At 36.7% G+C, this 20002-nt stretch carries 19 protein-coding genes; 9 read left to right on the top strand and 10 right to left on the bottom strand.

The genetic code is table 11. From position 1 onward, the window contains the following. Both AB1278_RS18115 and AB1278_RS18110 read right to left on the bottom strand, forming a co-directional pair. The gene (locus AB1278_RS18115) at positions 1-1320 is read right to left on the bottom strand and encodes a PDZ domain-containing protein (protein ID WP_202839740.1); all 1320 of its coding nucleotides are present in this window, start codon (positions 1318-1320) and stop codon (positions 1-3) included. 120 nt (positions 1321-1440) lie between these two features. Beyond that, a complete protein-coding gene (locus tag AB1278_RS18110; protein ID WP_110010752.1) occupies positions 1441-2079 on the bottom strand; it encodes an alpha/beta hydrolase in 639 nt (212 codons plus the stop codon). A gap of 243 nt (positions 2080-2322) precedes the next feature. Between AB1278_RS18110 and AB1278_RS18105 the strand changes: the two genes are divergently transcribed. Beyond that, complete coding sequence (locus AB1278_RS18105) at positions 2323-2754, top strand: hypothetical protein (protein ID WP_238349608.1); 432 nt, start codon at positions 2323-2325, stop codon at positions 2752-2754. Between the two features lie 49 nt (positions 2755-2803). Here AB1278_RS18105 and AB1278_RS18100 read toward each other — a convergent pair whose 3' ends face one another. Both AB1278_RS18100 and AB1278_RS18095 read right to left on the bottom strand, forming a co-directional pair. After that, positions 2804-3442 (bottom strand): response regulator transcription factor, encoded by a 639-nt coding sequence (locus tag AB1278_RS18100; protein ID WP_395972732.1) that lies wholly within the window; start codon positions 3440-3442, stop codon positions 2804-2806. Beyond that, complete coding sequence (locus AB1278_RS18095) at positions 3432-5405, bottom strand: tetratricopeptide repeat-containing sensor histidine kinase (protein WP_202839735.1); 1974 nt, start codon at positions 5403-5405, stop codon at positions 3432-3434. The genes AB1278_RS18100 and AB1278_RS18095 overlap by 11 nt, the downstream gene beginning before the upstream one ends. Positions 5406-5604: 199 nt before the next feature. Here AB1278_RS18095 and AB1278_RS18090 point away from each other — a divergent pair, with 199 nt between their 5' ends. Beyond that, positions 5605-6024, top strand: coding sequence for a hypothetical protein (locus AB1278_RS18090; RefSeq protein WP_202839733.1), 420 nt, complete (start codon positions 5605-5607; stop codon positions 6022-6024). 73 nt (positions 6025-6097) lie between these two features. Here the strand turns inward: AB1278_RS18090 and tyrS are convergent, their stop codons facing one another. Further along, on the bottom strand, positions 6098-7393 hold the full coding sequence (tyrS, locus tag AB1278_RS18085) for a tyrosine--tRNA ligase (RefSeq protein WP_227944052.1): 1296 nt from the start codon (positions 7391-7393) through the stop codon (positions 6098-6100). 128 nt (positions 7394-7521) lie between these two features. On the opposite strand from tyrS, the gene AB1278_RS18080 reads away from it, so the two are divergent. Further along, the gene (locus tag AB1278_RS18080) at positions 7522-8082 is read left to right on the top strand and encodes an RNA polymerase sigma factor (protein WP_110010746.1); all 561 of its coding nucleotides are present in this window, start codon (positions 7522-7524) and stop codon (positions 8080-8082) included. 160 nt (positions 8083-8242) lie between these two features. On the opposite strand, the gene AB1278_RS18075 is transcribed toward AB1278_RS18080, so the two are convergent. After that, positions 8243-8875, bottom strand: coding sequence for a hypothetical protein (locus AB1278_RS18075; RefSeq protein WP_429816194.1), 633 nt, complete (start codon positions 8873-8875; stop codon positions 8243-8245). A 115-nt stretch (positions 8876-8990) separates the two neighbouring features. Here AB1278_RS18075 and lipA point away from each other — a divergent pair, with 115 nt between their 5' ends. Further along, positions 8991-9857 carry a lipoyl synthase gene (gene lipA / locus AB1278_RS18070; RefSeq protein WP_002981042.1) on the top strand — a complete coding sequence of 289 codons (867 nt, stop codon included), beginning with the start codon at positions 8991-8993 and terminating at the stop codon, positions 9855-9857. A gap of 252 nt (positions 9858-10109) precedes the next feature. On the opposite strand, the gene AB1278_RS18065 is transcribed toward lipA, so the two are convergent. Then, positions 10110-11003: an AraC family transcriptional regulator gene (locus AB1278_RS18065; protein ID WP_202839727.1), complete on the bottom strand. Its 894-nt coding sequence runs from the start codon at positions 11001-11003 to the stop codon at positions 10110-10112. Positions 11004-11186: 183 nt separating this feature from the next. Here AB1278_RS18065 and AB1278_RS18060 point away from each other — a divergent pair, with 183 nt between their 5' ends. Then, positions 11187-12386, top strand: coding sequence for an MFS transporter (locus AB1278_RS18060; protein WP_202839725.1), 1200 nt, complete (start codon positions 11187-11189; stop codon positions 12384-12386). 70 nt (positions 12387-12456) lie between these two features. On the opposite strand, the gene AB1278_RS18055 is transcribed toward AB1278_RS18060, so the two are convergent. Beyond that, positions 12457-12837, bottom strand: a complete 381-nt coding sequence (locus AB1278_RS18055) for an STAS/SEC14 domain-containing protein (RefSeq protein WP_110010742.1) — start codon at positions 12835-12837, stop codon at positions 12457-12459. A 114-nt stretch (positions 12838-12951) separates the two neighbouring features. On the opposite strand from AB1278_RS18055, the gene AB1278_RS18050 reads away from it, so the two are divergent. Then, complete coding sequence (locus AB1278_RS18050) at positions 12952-14157, top strand: NAD(P)/FAD-dependent oxidoreductase (protein WP_343643745.1); 1206 nt, start codon at positions 12952-12954, stop codon at positions 14155-14157. 233 nt (positions 14158-14390) lie between these two features. Here the strand turns inward: AB1278_RS18050 and AB1278_RS18045 are convergent, their stop codons facing one another. Together AB1278_RS18045 and AB1278_RS18040 are read right to left on the bottom strand one after the other, a co-directional pair. Beyond that, on the bottom strand, positions 14391-15581 hold the full coding sequence (locus AB1278_RS18045; RefSeq protein ID WP_429816190.1) for a VWA domain-containing protein: 1191 nt from the start codon (positions 15579-15581) through the stop codon (positions 14391-14393). A 341-nt stretch (positions 15582-15922) separates the two neighbouring features. After that, positions 15923-16597 carry an SIMPL domain-containing protein gene (locus tag AB1278_RS18040; RefSeq protein WP_202839719.1) on the bottom strand — a complete coding sequence of 225 codons (675 nt, stop codon included), beginning with the start codon at positions 16595-16597 and terminating at the stop codon, positions 15923-15925. 138 nt (positions 16598-16735) lie between these two features. Here AB1278_RS18040 and AB1278_RS18035 point away from each other — a divergent pair, with 138 nt between their 5' ends. From AB1278_RS18035 to AB1278_RS18025, 3 genes are all read left to right on the top strand, one after another. Then, positions 16736-18529, top strand: coding sequence for a tetratricopeptide repeat-containing sensor histidine kinase (locus tag AB1278_RS18035; protein WP_202839717.1), 1794 nt, complete (start codon positions 16736-16738; stop codon positions 18527-18529). Positions 18530-18631: 102 nt separating this feature from the next. Then, a complete protein-coding gene (locus tag AB1278_RS18030) occupies positions 18632-19366 on the top strand; it encodes a LytR/AlgR family response regulator transcription factor (protein WP_110010731.1) in 735 nt (244 codons plus the stop codon). A 72-nt stretch (positions 19367-19438) separates the two neighbouring features. Further along, positions 19439-19981 carry a lipocalin family protein gene (locus AB1278_RS18025; protein WP_202839715.1) on the top strand — a complete coding sequence of 181 codons (543 nt, stop codon included), beginning with the start codon at positions 19439-19441 and terminating at the stop codon, positions 19979-19981. The last annotated feature ends 21 nt before the right edge of the window (positions 19982-20002 follow it).

Genomic DNA, 20002 nt, shown 5'->3' with positions numbered 1-20002 from the left:
TTATTCTTGATAAGGAATTGGGTCTTCAAGCATGAAGCGGAATGTAAGTTCTTCGTTTTTCCTTTGAATGATCATGGTAATATTTCTGCCCTCGCTGGACTTCATAAGTTCCATGATCTTTTCGAGAGTCATGTCTGCAGTTCGTTCTCCGTTAATGCTCAGAACTTTGTCATCTTTTTTAAGGCCTGCTTCATAGGCTGGAGAGTCTTTTCTTACTCCTGCAATGGAGAATATAGGTTTCAGACTGAATTTATACCGAAAAGCTTCTTTATAAACTTCATTTACTACTTTAGCTGATTTTTGAGTTTCAATATTTATTCTATCCTGCTGCCATTCCAATCCGTCTTGTCTGAAATCCAGTCCGCTCATATTAAAATGAAAAGGATCGTCAAAGTTTCTGTTCTTCTTAAGATATAACTTTTGATTGGGATAATCAAAAACTACAGTAAATCTACGCATAATTTCACTTCCTATGGAACCTTTTCTGTTTTCTACCAAATTAACATGCTGGATAGAAAATTCATCCGGCATAGCAGTAAGTGGCTTTTCAAATTTAAAATTTCCGAGGTAAAAATTATGAATTCTGCTTCTTTTGCCATAGATATCTCCGTTGAAACCGCGGCCAAGGAAATCATCAATATTGGGTCTGTTGTAAACGAAATTTTTAATAAGAGCAGGGAAGAGCCAGATAGCATCACTGTTTCCAAGGTCAATCAGTAATTTTGAATCTTTCTTTTCATTGGTCATTTCTACATCGGCATGCAAATAAGGCTTATTCTTTTCAATGGTAATGGGAAACTCTTCAAACCGTCTGATTTTCTTTTCCAGGAGGGCAATATTTTCATAAACGGTTATTTTCTTTGATGTATAATCTATATAAATAGGATGGTCTTTAAAAAAATGATAGCCAATCACTCCATTTACAGGAATTCCTACATGAGGCGAAATATTAAACTCTTCATCAATAATAATGTAAAGAGACATAGAGGTATTGACAATAGCATCTCCTATTTTGCCAATATTGCGTTCCGATTTCAGGCCGTCAATACTTAAACTTCCTCCAAGACCTGAAAACTTTACTTTTTCTATATTGCTTAGCTTTACTTCCTTATTTTCCAGACTAAAAAGTATGGTTTCCGAAACTCCGGTATCCAGCAGGAAGGTAAGATCAGCACCATTAACATTGATAGGGATAAAGATAAGATTGTTGATAAACCGAAAAGGAATAACCGCTTTTTTAGTATTAATTAGTTCAAAAGTGTTCTGGGCACTTACAAAAATGCTAAGCAATAATCCCAGTAAAAACAATCTAAATTTCATTTACTGAATTTACTGAATTTATCTATATGATAATAAAAAAACATTCCAAAAGCTGGAATGTTTATATAAACTACAATAATGTAGGTTTTTTTGTTGAATTTATTTCAAAACAGTCTTTGTTTATTTTGAAAAAAAGTCCATCAAATCCATATAATTTTTCTGATTGACGCCATGTCCGCTCATATACTCTCTGAACGTAAAGTAACAGCTGAGATCATAAAGCAGATCTGCGGCTTTTCTTCCCCACTCAAGCGGTATCACAGCATCATCCGTACCATGAGAAATGAAGAAACGAAGTCCTTCCAGTTTCTTTTTATCTTTTACAATACCGTCCAGAATTTTTTCTTCAGGATAGCTGCTCATACAGGCAACACGATTGAAAAGCTCAGGATGTTTTAAAGCCAGAGCGTAGCACAGTATTCCTCCCTGGCTGAAGCCGCAAAGGTGAGCTTTGCTTTCCGTAAGTCCATAGTGGTTAATAATCTTCAACATACTTTCCAGAACTGCATGTAAAGATTCATTGGCCTGAGGGACATCGATAAAATTTTCGGGATCATTAAAATTGATATCATACCATGAGTATCCTTCAAACTGAGTATCACGGGGAGCCCTGAAACTTACAATGATCCAGTCATTGGGAAGCGTTTCTCTAAAACTGAAAAGATCCTGCTCATTGCTGCCATAGCCATGAAGCATAAAAAGAATGGGAGTTTGGGAAGTAATATGTTCCGGCTCTCTTACTAAGTAATCTAAATTCATACAGCAAAGATAATTAAATACCTGCAGAATCTTAACTTTATTATTCATACAATGAACTTCTGCTGCACGATGATGTATGTGTAATGATTAATTATCTGTGGTGTATTTTTGAATTTTTCGTGATTTTTTTATTTTTATTGATTTGATATTATTTGGAAATCTTTATTGGAAAATTTTCATAAAAGTTATTTTTATATTAATAAAAAACTTATATTTGAAACATTAAAAAATCTATTTGGAGAAATGAAGCAATTTTACAATTCAAAAAGTTTACTTAGACTTTCTTTTTTATTCGTTTTATTATTTTCTGTAATCACCATTGTCAATTCTTGTAAAAAAGATGACGATGAAGAGTTTCAGGATCATGTGGTTCAATTCGAAGTGAAGACAACTTCCGGAGGAGAAATAATAAGTGTTGTAACACAGGTAGGTACAACGCAGAACACCATATACAATACTCCACAGTCTCCTGTAACTTCGCCATGGACAAGTGGTGAATTCTTTGTGAATTCCAGCCAGGCACAACTGAATCTTGATGCCAACGCATCAATGCCGGATGATAACTCTGAATTAACAATCAATCTTTACATTGATGGAGAAGTAGTAAGAACTGTTAAGAAAAAAGGTAAAGGTGTATTAGTTGCTTCTATTGATTACAGCTTCTTAGAACCGTAAATTATTTTAAACATTATATAAAAGAAACCGCTTTCAAAGCGGTTTTTTTTCATTCTTCAATCAAACCCTGCTGTACAGCCAGACTGATCAATTCTGTTGAATTCTTTGCATGAAATTTCTGCAGCAGATTCTTGCGGTGGGTGTCTACGGTAAGAGGACTTAAGAAAAGTTCTTCAGCAATTACATTGCTTGTTTTCCCCTGTGCTACCATCTGTAGAATTTGTTTCTCCCTTTTAGTGAGCCTCGGAACAGGGAGGATATTTTGAGAAGGAAGGCTGATTATCTGCTTGGTCTCATTGCAGAAAACAATATCTCCGGAAAGCGCCCCTCTTATAGATACTACAAGATCATCAATGGACGTATTTTTAAGAAGATAGCCGCTTGCTCCGTTTTGTATAGACTGCATAATAATACTTCTTTCCGAACGGTTGCTGAACATAATGACAGAGGTATTGGGTGATATTTTTTTTATTTCTCTGCAGAGATCTGTACCGTTGGAATCAGGGAGCGAAATGTCCAGAAGAACAATATCTACCATTTCTGACCGGATAAAACCCAGTGTTTCCTCACCGGATGCAAAACTTCCCGCTACATTAAATAAAGGCTGGCTTTTCAGCATCATTTTTAATCCTTCAATGACAATAGGATGATCATCTACAATGACAATATTTATTTTTTCATTCTCCATTGATATTGAGTTCTATATTAATTGCTGTTCCCTGGTGGTCAGAATTGATTTCCATTTTTCCTTTCAGGTAGTTGACTCTGTTTTTCAGATTGCGAAGTCCCATACTTTTGGTGGTATTTTCTATATTTTTATCAAATCCTTTTCCGTTATCTTCAATCGTAATGAGAAAATTTTCGCCGGACTGTGAACATTGAAGTAGAATACTGCTGGCTTTGGCATGTTTTACAGCATTGGCCAGTAACTCCTGTACAATCCTGTAAATATTAAGCTGGATATTTAAAGGTAAAGCTTTATCAATATCAATAGCCTGAAAGTCAATTTCGAGATTTTTTCTGCTGTAAAATTCACACAAATCACAGATGGCAGTTTCCAAACCAAAATTAAGCAATGATTCAGGCATTAAATTTCTGGCCACATGGCGGAGTTCACTTACAGAACTGTCCAGCTGTCCGAGAATTTTATAAAACTCCTGATCTTTTTCAGGGTTTAAATGACTGGAAGACCAGGTAGAAAAATTGATTTTCACACCCGCAAGCATTCCTCCAAGGCCATCATGAAGATCCCTTGCGATACGTTCTCTTTCCCTTTCTTCACCATCAAGAATAGCTTTGGTTAACGATAATTCTTCCTTTTGCTTAATATCATTGATTCTCTGTTCATTTATTTTTTTGTTTTTTCTGAAAATAATAAACAGGAAGATCAGAAGACTTAACGCCAACAATAAAACAAGACCCATTCCCCACAAATAAGAGTTTTTCTTATTAACTTCCAGATCTTTTTGGTTTTTCTCAGCATTTAAAGTTGCTATTTTTCTTTCTTTTTCAGCGGTATTGAATTTAGTTTCGAGTTTGTTGATTTCAAGCTTTACATTTTCTGTATTCAAACTATCGTTGAGTTTGGAATATCTTTGTTCCCACAGGAGCGCTTCTTTAGTATCTCCCAATTCTTCATTAAGCAAGGAAAGCTGCTTATAAAAAGTTTTTCTGTTATTAAGATCAATAGCCAGGGATTTTTCCGTTAAAACATCTTCCAGGGTAGCCTTAGCTTCCTTATATCTTTTAAGTTTCTTTAAAATGTCAAACTTATTGAAATAAAACATTTGAGCCAGGAGATTCTGATTGTACTTTCTGGTATAAAAAATCCCTTTTTCTATTACAGGAAGAGCTTCCTCATTTTTCTGCCGGGTAATATACAACAGGGTTTTGCTGTAATAATAAAAAGCATTGGATGAAGATTCAGGATATTCCCTGATAAGCTTTTCGGCTTTATTCAAATACTTTTCAGCCTGATCCCCATTAGCCTGATAACAGAAATTGTTGGCAGAATTGAGATAGGTAAAAAATAGCTCAGCAGAATTCGGATATTGTTTTTCAAGAATTTCCAGGGCTTTGTTATTATAACCTTCAGCTTTTTTAAACTGGGCATTATAAGTAAGAATAACGGCAAGCTGAGTATACAGGAATCCCAGGTTTCTGCTGTTCTTATATTTTTCAACCAACGGAATACTCTTTTCAAGCATGATTTTAACCAAAGGAATATAGCCCTCTTTATCCTTTTGCGAAACTCCGTAGCTGTACCAGGCAAGAGCCTGAAGAAAATCGGATTCTTCATTTTTAAATTTTGATAGAGACTGAATAGCCTGCTGATAAGAAACAGCAGCTTTCTTCTTATTCCTGTCCAGATTATACTGTCCTTCGTAATAATAATATTTGGCTGAAATAAAAGGATGGCTTTGCGCCAGTATTTTTCCGTTGGAAAGATATTTTTTACTCAAAACAGAATCATTGTTCCTGTAATAATTAGATAAAAGGAAAAAGGCCGTTGCTTTTGAAGTATCAGGATGATTTCCTCTTGTAATGCTTTGTAAGCTGTCTATATAAGATTTCTCATTAAGCGGAATGATTTGCTGGGATTGTAATGCCAAAGACAAAAACAGGCTTAACAGGACAAGTAATCTCTTCATTATGGATCAATTCTGTAAAATATTTTTTTAAACGCTCAATTTAATTAAAAATTTTAGCATAAAAAATACCGGAATTTAGGTAGAAAAAATTACTGGTTTTTCAGGATTGATAGACGTAGGTGATGCTCATAGCTTTGCAGATATCAAATCATGGATCATAGAATATTCAATATAGTAACTAAAATTTAAACAAAAGATTATGAAAAAAATGAGTATGAATAAGCTGTTAAGAGGCGCATTCGTTGCAGTAATAGCAGCAATGCTTATTGGATTTACAGTGTCATGCAGTAACGATGATGACGACAACAATGTGAATGGAGCAGGGAAAAGTCATAAAGTGGTCTTTAAAGCAATCGCTTCTTCAGGCAGTAATATTGAAGTAGCGGTGTACGGAATTGACGGTAACCCTACCACTGCAACAAGTCTTAGCGGAACAACATGGAGCAGCCCTGAGGTAACATCAGAACCGGGAGCATACAATGCCACCGTTGGAGTAAACGCTGTCGGACCGGATGCTTCTGCAACTTTGAAAGTTCAGATCTGGGTAGACGGAGAACTGAAGAAAGAAGGAACTTCCAGTGGACAATATTTGTCGGCTACTACAAGCTATACATTTTAATATTAAATTTATTTAGGAAATGAAATCGGCGCTGAGATGAATCCCAGCGCCGATTTTTATATAGTGTTTCAGATTAGCTTACTTTGACAATAAAGTAGCTTTTCTTACCTTTTTGAAGCAATAAAAATTTACCATCAATAAGATCTGTTTCATTGGCTGTAAAAGTATCATTTACTTTTTGCTTGTTGACAGAAATTGAATTTCCTTTAATCTCTCTTTGTGCCTCACTTTTAGATTTCAAGAACCCTGATTTTTCAGAAAGAAGATCAACAATATTCACTCCCAGAACATCAGCTTTTGCAATTTCTTTCTGAGGAACACCATCAAAAACTTCCAGGAAAGTTTCCTCATCAAGGCTTACAAGATCTTCAGCAGTAGAACGGCCAAAAAGAATTTCAGAAGCTTTCAATGCTTTTTCATACTCTTCTCTTCCATGTACCCAAACGGTAACTTCTTCCGCAAGTTTCTTCTGAAGCTTTCTTTCGTGTGGGGCTGTTTTATGTTCTTCAATTAAAGCTTCAATTTCTTCTTTTCCTAAGAAAGTATAGAATTTAATAAATCTTTCAGCATCCTCATCCGTAGCATTCAGCCAGAACTGGTAGAACTTGTAAGGAGAAGTTTTCTTTTTATCCAGCCAGTAATTTTCCCCGCTTTCAGACTTTCCGAATTTGGAACCGTCTGCTTTCGTAATTAAAGGAACTGTTAAAGCAAAAGCTTCACCCTGAGCTTTTCTACGGATCAATTCTGTTCCTGTAGTGATGTTTCCCCACTGGTCAGAACCTCCCATTTGAAGCTTCACATTATTGTTTTGGTATAAATGAAGGAAATCATATCCCTGGATTAACTGGTACGTGAATTCTGTAAAGCTCATTCCGTCTGCACCGGATTCTCCTGAGAATCTTTTTTTTACGGAATCTTTTGCCATCATATAGTTGACCGTGATATTCTTTCCGACATTTTTAGCAAAATCAAGGAAAGAAATATTCTTCATCCAGTCGTAGTTGTTTACCAGCTCAGCTTTGTTAGGCTCATTTCCTTCAAAATTAAGGAACTTTGAAAGCTGTTTCTTTAAACAGTCTACATAATGTAAAAGAGTTTCCTCATCCAGAAGATTTCTTTCAGCAGATTTCCCGGATGGATCTCCGATCATTCCAGTAGCACCTCCTACCAGAGCAATAGGTTTGTGGCCATGCAGCTGGAAGTGAGCCAGGATTTTTATCTGGATAAGACTTCCGATATGTAAAGAATCGGCGGTAGGATCAAAACCAATATATGCAGTAGTTACCTCTTTATTCAGTTGTTCATCGGTTCCTGGCATCATATCGGCAAACAGACCACGCCATTTCAGTTCTTCTATAAAGGAATTCATTGATTTTTAACTTTAAAATTTTAAGATGCAAAGATAGTAAATTCCGAAGTATTAAGGGTAAAGCCTTTTTACCATTTTACCTTTCCTATACTTTGTTTTTCAGCCCAAATAATCTATATTTGTTATTAATGAACGACGAACAGCTATTCCTGCTCATCCAGAAGGCCAAGGATAAAGACCAGAAGGCCCAGACTAAACTCATCAATGTTTTTTGGGTGGATGTCTTCTCCTTTGTTATGAAGAAAGTGAGAGATGAAAATGATGCCGATGAAATTACTGTCAATGTTTTTTCAAAAGTACTGTCAAAACTGGATATGTTCGATCCTCATTTTCAGTTTAAAACCTGGGTGCTTACCATTGCCCAGAATACCGTGATTGATTTCTGGAGAAAGAAAAACCGCGACAACGAAGACGCTGTTGAAAATCTTGATGAGGTCAAAAACCAATACGCAAAATCACCGGAAGAACTGCTTATCTCCGAAGAGGAACAGAAGAAAATCATCAAAACCATAGAATCCCTGGATGCCAATTATCAGGACATTATCAGATTGAGATTTTTTGAAGAAAAAAGTATCAAAGAAATTGCTGATGAATTGGGAATTTCAGTCGCCAATACCAAAGTAAGGGTCATGCGGGCCAAAAAAGTCCTGGCAGAACTCCTGAAAAATAATGAGTTTGATGATCATTAAATTCAATAATATTATTCAATAGAAACGGACTTGTCATTCTGAACGAAATGAAATGGAGTGAAGAATCTCATAAATTTGTTCATCAATAAAATTCTTCCTTCGCCAGAACAACAAGATTTACAATTGGCTTCAGCCCAAACTTACATCCCACGACTTTTATTTAGAAATAAACCTCTTCTTTTGTTTTTGGAAGAATTATTTTCTGCTGCTTTTCCTGATTCCTGTTTTGCAAATTAATTTTCAGCCCTTTTTTAATATAAGTTTCCTTTAAGGATTTACCATATTCAGCTGTATTTTCTACTTCTTTGGAATAGTTCAGCTGTCCTGTTGAAAGGTTAAAATCTATATCTTTCCAGTAATCTCCCGGCCTTCCCGAAGTAGAGGAGGTTCCTATCAGTTCAAAATGTCCGTTCTGAAATCTGTATTGGTCTGTAACATCCCATTTCCAGCTGCTTCCGCCGTTTTGAGAAATAATCAGAATTCCTTTTTCTATTTTCGTTTCTCTGTAAGGGTCACCCATCATACCTCCGCCGTTGCTTTCCATAACAGCATTTCTGGATTTTTCAAGGATTGTCCATGCACCGCCAACCTTTTTCAGGATCTGGATTTCACGGATGTTTCCCATATCAGTAGTGTCCTTTGTGTTGTAGATAATTACTTTTTCAGGAATTTTATCACTATCAAGATCTCCGTCTACAGTCTCAATAACCGTGGAACCTGCAGGCTGAAATTGTTTTTGGGCAAGAGAAAATGTTCCGCATATCGCGGATAAAAGGAAGAATATTTTTTTCATAAGAATATTTTGGAGCCATAAATATACAAATGAATTTCGGATGATCAGTTTCATCAATATTTCCGGTTGATGGTTTCCATTAAAAAATCCTTAACTTTGAACTTCAATTTTAGAAATGGAAAATTCAGTTCAAGACACTACCGTTCAAAAACCAAAATGGATCCGCGTAAAACTTCCTACCGGAAAGAATTACAGAGAGCTGAGAACTTTGGTTGATAAATATAAATTAAACACCATTTGCCAAAGCGGAAGCTGCCCGAACATGGGAGAATGTTGGGGTGAAGGTACAGCTACTTTCATGATTTTAGGAAATATCTGTACGAGAAGCTGTGGATTCTGTGGTGTAAAAACAGGAAAACCACTTGACGTAAACTGGGATGAGCCTGAAAAAGTAGCAAGATCCATCAAGTTAATGAAGATCAAACATGCCGTGCTTACTTCTGTAGACCGCGATGATCTGAAAGATATGGGATCTATTCTTTGGGGAGAAACAGTGAATGCCGTAAGAAGAATTTCTCCGGGAACCACAATGGAAACATTGATTCCTGACTTTCAGGGTATCACAAAACACCTTGACAGATTAGTAGAAGTAGCTCCTGAAGTAATCTCTCATAATATGGAAACGGTAAAACGTCTGACCAGAGAAGTAAGAATCCAGGCAAAATATGAAAGAAGCCTTGAAGTATTAAGATATCTGAAAGAAGCCGGACAAAGAAGAACCAAAACAGGAGTAATGCTTGGATTGGGAGAAACTAAAGATGAGGTTTTCCAGACCATCGAAGATATCAGAAATGCCAATGTAGATGTCATCACCCTTGGACAATATCTTCAGCCGACTAAAAAACATCTTCCGGTAAAGAAATTTATCACGCCTGAAGAATTTGATGAGTTCGGGGATTTCGCCAGAAGCTTAGGGTTCAGACACGTTGAAAGTTCTCCTCTTGTAAGAAGTTCTTACCACGCAGAAAAACATATTCACTAAAAATACAGACCGTTCAGCAATGAGCGGTTTTTTGTTTTTTAGGTAGCAGGGATCAGGTAGCAGATTATAGGTGATAGGTTGCAGATATTAGTGGTTACTAATGAAGGTGGCAATCGTTACAATAACGGCTGCAATCATTCCCATCCTTTGGAGGGGTGGCAAAAATTCAAAGAATTTTTGACGGGGTGGTTGATACAACACTCACAAAAGTATCCATAGCAGCGGACTTTAGTCCGCAATCACAAAAATTACTTAACAAGTCGTATCCTTCTTAATCACTCCAATCTTCCCATTAATTTCAATCGGTCTGAAATGTTTCTTCTTAAACTCGGAAGGTGTTTCTCCCGTATGCTGCTTAAACAATTTATTAAAATAAGAAAGACTTTCAAAACCTACCTGAAAACAAACTTCCGTTACAGACTGATCTTTCAGCAGAAATATTTTAGCCTGATTGATCCTGTAATTGTTAACAAAATCAGTAAAAGTCATATTCGTCTGCTTTTTAAAATACCGGCAGAAAGCAGGAGTACTCAAGCTGACAACCTGGGCCACTTCATTGACATTGGGTTTCCGGTCATAATTTTCGTGGATATAATCGTAGATGGTTCCCATTCTGATTTTATCATTCAAAAACCATTTGATCCGGGTATCTTCCTTATTCAGTTCTTTCACTTCGGCGGAATGGGCCAGGATTTGCAGAATTTCAATCAGCCCAACCAATGATTCAAAAGAGTTTTTATCTTTAATAGCCTGTAGTTTTTCAACAACTGTAATTTTGGTTTCTCCGGAAAATGAAAGTCCGAGATAGGACCGTTCCAAAAGGTTCTTAATATTCTCAAATTCCGGAACAGGAAGAATAATGTCCTGAAGGAAGCTTTCCCGCATCTGTAATACAAGCTGCCTGCATTCGGTCTGAATACCATAGTCAAAATTAAGATGAGGAACGTTGGAACCAATCAGTAAAAGATCACTGTCTGTAAAGCCGGAAATGTTTTTACCAACGTGGCGGATTCCGTTCACAGCTTCTACATATACCAGTTCAATTTCCGGATGATAATGCCAGAAAAAACAGTTTTTCAGAGAAGGAGAAAATAGCTTGAAGGATTTCCCTTTTTCAAACTCAATAATTTCTTTCTGGATCTTCATTTTGTTCTTATTTGATTGTTTCTGAATTTAAAATTAATTAAAAAGGTTAATATGGAGCAAATTTTTATCATTCAAGTAGGAGTGAAATTCAAACTTTCTTGCGATTTTTGCACTTTCAAAATAAAGATACTCAGGTGATCCTTTAACTTGAAGGAAATTAATTCAGAAAAAGATTTAGAGACAATGAAGATTGACAAAAGAATAATACCACTGGCAATTGGTGGTTTAGGGATAGGAACTACGGAATTTACCGTCATGGGACTGCTGCCGGATATTGCCAAAACATTACAGATTACGATTCCGCAAGCCGGACATTTGATTTCAGCATATGCCATGGGCGTGGTTATCGGAGCTCCAATCCTGATTGGATATTCTGTAAAATTCCCTCCGAAAAAAGTCCTGATGGCTTTTATGATCCTTTTTACATTATTTAATGCGCTTTCGGCTATTGCACCGGGATACAACAGTATGCTGGTTATCCGCTTTATGTCCGGACTTCCGCATGGAGCCTTCTTCGGTGTAGGAACAGTAGTGGCTTCAAGAATGGCAGGAAAAGGAAAAGAAGCATTTTATATATCGATGATGTTTACAGGGCTTACGGTTGCCAATCTCGCAATGGTGCCTCTGGTCACCTATATCGGGCATACCTTCCATTGGAGACTGTACTTTGCGATTGTAGCAGTGATTGGTCTTTTTGCCATTTTATTTTTAAAAATGTGGCTTCCCAATCTGGAATCCAACCAGAATACCCATTTCATGGAAGAACTGAAATTCCTTAAAAATAAACAGTCGTGGCTGGTATTGGCTATTACAGCCATTGGATTTGGAGGATTGTTCACATGGCTGAGCTATATTACTCCTTTAATGACTGTTGTTGCCGGGATCAAAAGCAGCCAGATGGCTTATGTAATGGTACTTGCCGGAGCCGGAATGGTAGTAGGAAATCTTGTGGGAGGAGTTGTTTCGGATAAATTAGGTCCTGAAAAAACCTGTGTACTCCTGATCTTCCTGATGATGATTTCTCTCGGAGGTGTTTTCTTCCTTGCAGAATATAAAAATATTGCTTTGGTACTGACGTTCATGTGTGGCGCTCTATCCATGTCTATCGCATCACCCATCAATATTATGATGATGAAAGCTGCCCCGAAAAGTGAAATGATGGCCGCAGCTTTTATGCAGGCCGGTTTCAATATTGCCAATGCAATGGGAGCTTTCCTTGGAGGAATTCCTTTGGAATATGGTTATTCATTCAACTATCCATCGTTGGTGGGAGTGGGGATGACCTTTATCGGACTGGTTATAAGTGTAAGATATATGTACCTGTATGGTTCAAAAACTGAGAAAGAAGAGATGGCTGCAGAATGCGTATCATGTGATAAATAAAAAGAAGTCACAGTTAAAAATAACATCGCCTGTTTCAGTAAGAAACAGGCGATTTTTTATCAAATAAATGTTATGCCTCTACCTCATCTCCGTTTTTACACCAGTAGAGGGCATTGTATAAATTTTCTTTTGGGAAAGATTTGAACTCTCCCGGCATCAGAACACTGAAAACACTGGTAAAATTCCGTATCCCTTCTTTATCCGTAACAATGGCTGAGCGGTTCCAGTTGGTAAGATTTTTCAGTCCCAACAATAAATCTTCAAGCCATGCACCCATGGTAAAATTATCCAGATCGGTATCCAAATACAATAAATAATTCAGCTCACCGAACTGCTCTACCTTCTCTTTTACACGCGGAATTACCAGTTTTTCAAAATCCTCTTTCGTTACTTCACCCGTCGCATTGAATGCCGCAACATTCTCCGGGGCTTCTGGAATAATTGTTATCATAATAAATATTTTATGGTGGTTCAGTTTAAAAGAATAACAATAATTACACCATAATTTAGTAGAAAATTGTTAAAAAAGGTATAAATGTTGTTAGTTTCAGTGTAAAATATTAATATGAATCTCAAATCAAATGAACCTTTCTGGCTTATAAAAAACGGATTGTTAGCATCTTATCCATCGTTAAAATCAAATGAAGAATGTGATGTTCTCGTTATAGGAGGTGGGATTACGGGAAGCCTGATTGCTCATCAGATGATAAAAGACGGGTACAAAACCATCCTGATTGATAAACGCGAACTTTGCAACGGAAGTACTTCCGCCACCACTTCAATGTTACAGTACGAAATAGATATTCCTCTGTATGAGCTGATAGATCAGATAGGAAAAAAAGGTGCGGTCTTAAGCTATAAGGCCTGTAGCGATGCTATTGATACCCTGGAAAAAATCACAAAAACCATAAGATCCAAAGCAGGTTTCAAACGCAAAAAATCATTGTATTATGTCTCTAAAAAGAAAGATCTGGAATGGCTGACAAAAGAATATGAGGCGAGAAAGGCTGCGGGATTTGAAGTAAAGTGGCTGTCTGCAGGTCGTGTTCTGAAACAGTTCGGATTTGAAAATACCTATGGCGGAATCTTATCAAAACAAGGTGCAAGCATTGATGCTTTTCAATTCGCTCATGAGCTTTTCATGCATAATGCAAAGAAAGGATTGAAAGTATTTGATAAAACTGAAATGGTAAAAGTGGAGGAGCGTAAAGGATTTAATCTGGTTACCACGGACAGCGGATTTCAGATCAAAGCAAAAAAGATGATTTACTGTATAGGATATGAAAGCAAAAACCTGATCAAAGAAAACTTTGTCAACCTGAAAAGTACTTATGCGGCCGTCTCTGAAATTGATAAAGACAAGTTCAAAAACATCAGCAGCACATTAGTATGGAATACCGATACTCCTTATCTCTATATGCGGACTACTGATGACGGAAGGCTTTTAATAGGAGGCGAAGATGAGGATTTTTATAATGCAGAAAAGCGTGATGCTATTTTAGATCAAAAAGAACAAAAGATCATCAAAACATTAAAGAAAATAAAACCCGATTATCATTTCTATACAGACTTTGTCTGGGCTGGAACTTTTGGGGAAACAAAAGACGGTTTACCCTATATCAGCGAGCATAAAAAATTTAAAAATTCTTATTTTGTGTTGGGTTTCGGAGGAAACGGCATTACTTTTTCAGTCGCGGGAATGGAAATGACTTCTTTGTTTATGAAAGGCAAAAAGCATCCGTTATCAAGATATTTTAAGTTTGGAAGATGATCTTACCACAAAAGTCACAAAGATTTTGAATCTTCTACATATTTTAAGCTTCAGGTTTGCGAATGCCAGGTGTAAAAAGGTTACTTAGATTCCTACGGAATGATATACTGACTGCATAAATCATTATTTCAATTGTGTCATTCCGTAAGAATCTAAGCTAAATTATTGTAAGATAAAGAGCACTTATCATAATGGTGCCGAATAGCATAAAAGCGGGCCTTAACCCGCTTTAACTACAAACTATACCCGTTCTTTTTCGCAAGTTCAAGAATTGAGCTCTCAATGGCTTTTCCCAAATCATCAGAATCATCATTTCCTCTTTTTTTCATTTCGGAATCAATATAAGCCTTGCGTTTTCTGGAAAGTTCTTCTATTTCCTTTTGAATTGTATCACGTGCTGCTGATTTGACAGCAATCGCTTTTTGAATTTCTTCCTTACTTTTTCCTTTCAACTCTGCAGGAAGTTCACTTTCTTTTACTGTCGCAATAAATCCGGCATCTTTTTCAGCTTTATCTACCAGATCCCAGTGATCATTTTTGTAAGCGTTCTTTTTGGATTTGGCAACTGCTCTTTCCACCAGGTTGGATGCCGATTGGGCTTCTGCATTTTTATCCTGTGTGATCTGTTTAAGCCTGTATTCTGAGCCATGATTTCCGTAGTAGATATAAGTATCATTTAACCTGGCATTGCATTCAGAAATTCTTTTGTCGTAAGGTGTTTCAATATACATCACTCTTCTGTCGCTGTCGATATTGAAATATTTTCCTCCTCCAAGGGATGCTCCGTTTTGCCAGAATGTCTGGATTCCCTCTTCGCGGCTTCCACAGAAAATGGTGTTGGTGTAAATATTTTTAGCTTTTGCTTTTGAAACAACCTCTTTATAATTTATTTTTCCCTGATCAAATGCTTCGTTACCGGCAATATAAATCAGTTTCATACTTTTTTCATTCCCATCCCAATTGAGGTTGGCAGAGGCATCACGGATCACTGCACCGCAATATTCACTGCCTCCATTGGTTCTTAAGGTAAATAATTTTTCAGAGACAAGATCCAGATCCTGAGTGAGAGGAGTTACCTGGCGGATGTAATTTTCATCACGGATTCCGTCGTTGCCATATTCATAAAGGGCAATTTCGATCTCGGGAGCCATTCCGTTGTACTTAAGAGTGGTAAGTGTATTCACAATATTCCACAGTCTGGATTTTGCCTGATCAATCAATCCGTCCATACTATTGGAAGTATCCAGGAGAAGAGCAACCTGAATTTTATTGTCTTTTACCGTTGAGGTTACTGGAATTAATGTTGTTTTTTGTAACGGTAAATGATTGTCAGTATTACTATTTGCAGAGCGGTTTTCCTGCATGTTTCCGGAGCTTAACAAAGCTGTACCGGCTGCAAGTGCTAAGATTTTTAACGTTGTCATATTGTTGTTTTTATTGGTTATTTGTTGTAATCGGAAATTTTTAAATCCTATTATTTTAAATTCCTGAAGTAAAATTATCTTTATTTAAGGCTGGAAATCGGGAAACTTGGTGAACGGAAGGTTTCACTTGGTGGATAATAAAAACGGAAGGATCTGATTATATGTGATCGTAATAATCTAATGTGTCATTTCAATACTGTCAGGCTGAGCGGAGTCGAAGCCTTTACCATTCGAAAAACTTTAATAGATCGACAGGTATTTTTCTTCAGTCAAAAACGCAATAACCCAATAGTAAAAAACAAAAAAACTGCCCAAAAGGCAGCTTTCTCAAATCTGTTATTTTAAAGGATTTCGTATTTTGTTTTAATGCTGTATTTCAGCTTGATGTTTTCAATATTATCAAAAGAAAAATCTACCGGAGCATCAGCCATTTCCAGCTGGATATTGCTTGCTCTTCCTTTGTAGGCTGCCGGCATAATCATATCGCTGGTGTAATCTTCTATCTCTACAATTTCAAGGGCATTTCCTGTCTTTTTACCCATACTTTCCAGTAAGTAGTCTGCTTTCTCTTTGGCTGCTTTCAAAGCGTTGATCTTCACTGCTTTTCTGAAATCTGCAATTTTGGTATTCTTTACCTCCGCAATATTCAGGCTGCTTACCCACTTTTGATTCAGGTCTTCAAAGATTTTGCTGAGGTTTGATTTTGTACCGGCTTTAAAGTGATAATTTTTGGAAAACTTAGCGGTTTTAGAGTAAATATTCTGATACATGGATTTGAATTTGATATCCTCATTCTTTACCCCTGCATTTTTCAAAATATCAAATAATTTCTTTTCATTATCTGCCAGATCGTTTTTATTATCAGCTTTTATCCCGATACTGAAGATAATTTCATCCGGTTCTACTTCCATTTCTGCCACTCCTGTTACTTCAATTGCATTTTTCTTTACTTCCTGAGCGTTTACAAAACTTCCAAGAGTTAAAATTCCGATTAATAAAAAATGTTTCAATTTCATAATTTCCTGTTTTTAAATTTTTAATTCTGATGTAAAATTACACAGATCAGTAACCGGAATCCTGGAGACTTGGTGAAATGGAACTTTCACTTGGTGAATAGTTTTTGAGCAGACTATATATATGTATATCTTTGTTTTATGAAAATGCTTAAATTCTTTACTCTATTCTTATTGGTGCTTTCGGGAAATACAATCTTTTCCCAAACCACTACTAACAGCAGTGCTGCTGTGGAAGAAGTGCAGGTAGAAACAAAGAAGTTGAAAAGAGCAATGGACACCAAAAATGAGCCTGCCCAAGCAGATTCTTACTATAATATCGGTGAAACATTTTTCAATAGCGGAAACTTTCCCAAAAGTGAAGAGTATTATACAAAAGCGAAAAAACTGTATGAAAAGCTCAATGATAAGCCCAATATCGAGAAAGCAACCCGAAGATTAGCCCAGTCACAGGAGAAACAGAATAAAATAACTCCTGCTATCAGCAATTACAGCATGGCTGCACAGGTAAGTTACAGCGAAAAAAGTAAAGCTGTGAATTCTAATGATGCGGCAAGACTTTCTTCTCCTACACCCGAACTGAAAGCAGAAGCGATTCAGAATAATATCAATCTGACTAAAAAGGAAAATGATCAGGGAGACCTTGCAGAAAGCTACAGCCAGCTGGCAGATGTTAACCTGAAACAGAAAGATGTTTCCAGTGCTGAAGAAAACCTGAATACAGCCTATAAAATTTCTAAAAAAGAAGCTCCTCAACAGGCTCTTGCCATCAATCAGAAGCTGGCAGACCTGTATGTTGAAAACAAAAACTTCGAAAAAGCTATTGAAGCCAAGAAGAAAGTTTTGAAAGAAGACTTTGTAAAAGAAAACTCGCAGGAAAAAGTCAATCAGATTCAGGAACTGGCAGATATCTATATTAAAAAAAATGATCCTGAGGAAGCCGTAGATCTTTTAAAAAATGCCTACGGAATTGCGCTGGACAAAGGTCATACACTGGAAGCACAGAAAAGTGTAAAAAAGCTGGACAGCCTTTATGCGATCTCAGGAAATATTGATGCCTCCGTTCAGTTATACAGAGACTTTTTGGGAAAACTTCCCAATCTCGTTTCCAAAGACAGAAGCCTGGTTGATAATAAAATTCTGGAAGATACAGAACAGAGAATTTCACAGCTGGAAAAAGAAAAAGAGTTGAAAGATGAACTGATCAGAAAGAAAAACGTCTTTAATTACAGTCTGATCGGAGCGTTGATTGTACTCACCGGACTTATTATTTTCATTTTCAGAATGCTGAAAAAAGTTCAGATTAAAAATAAGAAAATAGCTCTTCAGTCGCTGCGAAGAGAGATGAATCCTCATTTTATTTTTAACAGTTTAAATAGTGTCAACCATTTTATAGCCACCAATAATGAGCTTGAAGCGAATCAGTATCTTACAAAATTTTCGAAGCTGATGCGCGGTGTAATGGAAAATTCCACCGAAGATTTTATTCCTTTTCAGCAGGAGCTTGACCTTTTGCAAAATTATCTGGCGCTTGAAAAGACCCGTTTTGCAGATAAATTCGATTACGAAATTGAAGTAGATGAAAATCTGAATATGCAAAACCTTCAGGTTCCGGGAATGCTGATACAGCCATTTCTGGAAAATGCTGTCTGGCACGGACTCCGTTACAGAACCGAAAAAGGATTTTTAACATTAAGCTTCGAAAAAAGTGAATCGCATCTTAAAATCCTTATTGAAGACAACGGAATAGGTATTGAGGAAAGTAAAAAGCAAAAAACAGAACATCAAAAAACAAGAGAGGGCAGGGGAATGAAAAATACACTGGAAAGAATTCAGCTCCTGAACGATCTGTATAAAAAAGACATCACCTGCTCTATAAAGGATAAAGAAAATAACAGTGGAGTTTTGGTGACTATCCGGATGAATCTTGCTTAGCAGGATTAAGGCGGACTGTAAGTTTTGGACCAATTGTACGATTGGTTAAATATCACTAATTTGCATCTGCAATCTGTTATCTGCCACCTAAAATCTGTTCAAATGAAAATAAAAGCTGTCATTGTTGACGATGAACTTATAGCAAGAGAAGTTTTACGAAGCTATCTTACCAAATACTGTCCGCAGGTGGAAATTCTGGGTGAAGCTGAAAATATCAAAGAAGCAGTTCCGTTAATTGCTGAAAAGCAGCCTCAACTGGTCTTTCTGGATGTAGAAATGCCTTTCGGAAATGCTTTTGATGTGCTGGAAGCTACCAAAGATTTCTCCTATGAAACCATTTTCATTACTGCATTTTCACAATATTCTTTACAGGCTTTAAATAAATCAGCAAGCTATTATATTTTAAAACCTATCGATATTCAGGAACTGATTCTGGCAGTGAATAAAGTGGCGGAAAGCCTTGAGAAAAAAGAAGAGCTCAACCGGAATAAGATCCTTCTTGAGAATCTGAAATTAAAACCTGAGAAACAGCAGCTGATTTTGCCAACTTTACAGGGATTTGACGTTGTAAAAACAGAAGATATTGTAAGACTTCAGGCGGATGGAAATTTTACTCAGGTATACCTTACCGATGGTTCAAAGAAGATGGTGTGCCGGTTTCTGAAACACTTTGATGATCTTCTGGAAAACCCGTTTGTCAGGGTTCACAGGTCTCATATCATTAATACAGGTTTTGTAAAATCCTATCATAAAAGCGGAACCGTGATGCTGGCGGATGATACGGAAATAGAGGTTTCAGGAAGCTTTAAAGATAATTTCCTGAAAGTATTTTCATAGAATTTATGGGTCCTTAACAGACCAAAGGCATTATTTTTGACGTTCTATCATAACCACCAAAATATTCCTGTCATGAAAACCATTCATAAAATTATACTTCCCGTTTCATTGGGAGCACTGGGGCTTATTATTTTCAATTCCTGTTCTGTAAGAATTCCCAGAGGAGCATCTGCGGTAAAGAATTTTAATCTTAAAAAATATCTGGGCAAGTGGTATGAGGTCGCCCGTTTCGATTACAGGTTCGAGAAAAACATGGACAATGTTACTGCAGAGTATACAGAGAATCCGGATGGTACCATTCAGGTAAGAAATAAAGGTTATGATTACACTAAAAAAGTATGGAATGAATCTATCGGGGAAGCAAAATTTGTAAAAGATCCTGCAGAAGCCCGTTTGAAAGTTTCATTTTTTAAACCGATCTGGGCCGGTTACAACGTCATAGATATTGATGAAGACTATCAATATGCTCTTGTGGCAGGAAGCAGTTTAAAATATCTGTGGATCCTTTCCCGTACCACCAGCATTCCGGAAAGTATCCGTCAGCGTTTCCTCCAGAAAGCAAAAAAAATCGGCTATAATACCGATGAGCTGATCTGGGTAAGACATAATCAGTAAAGAATAATCCAAATCGCAAAA

The sequence above is a fragment of the Chryseobacterium sp. NRRL B-14798 genome, assembly GCF_050470705.1.
GTDB lineage: Bacteria > Bacteroidota > Bacteroidia > Flavobacteriales > Weeksellaceae > Chryseobacterium > Chryseobacterium cupriresistens.
This window is presented reverse-complemented; position numbering and strand designations above follow the sequence as displayed.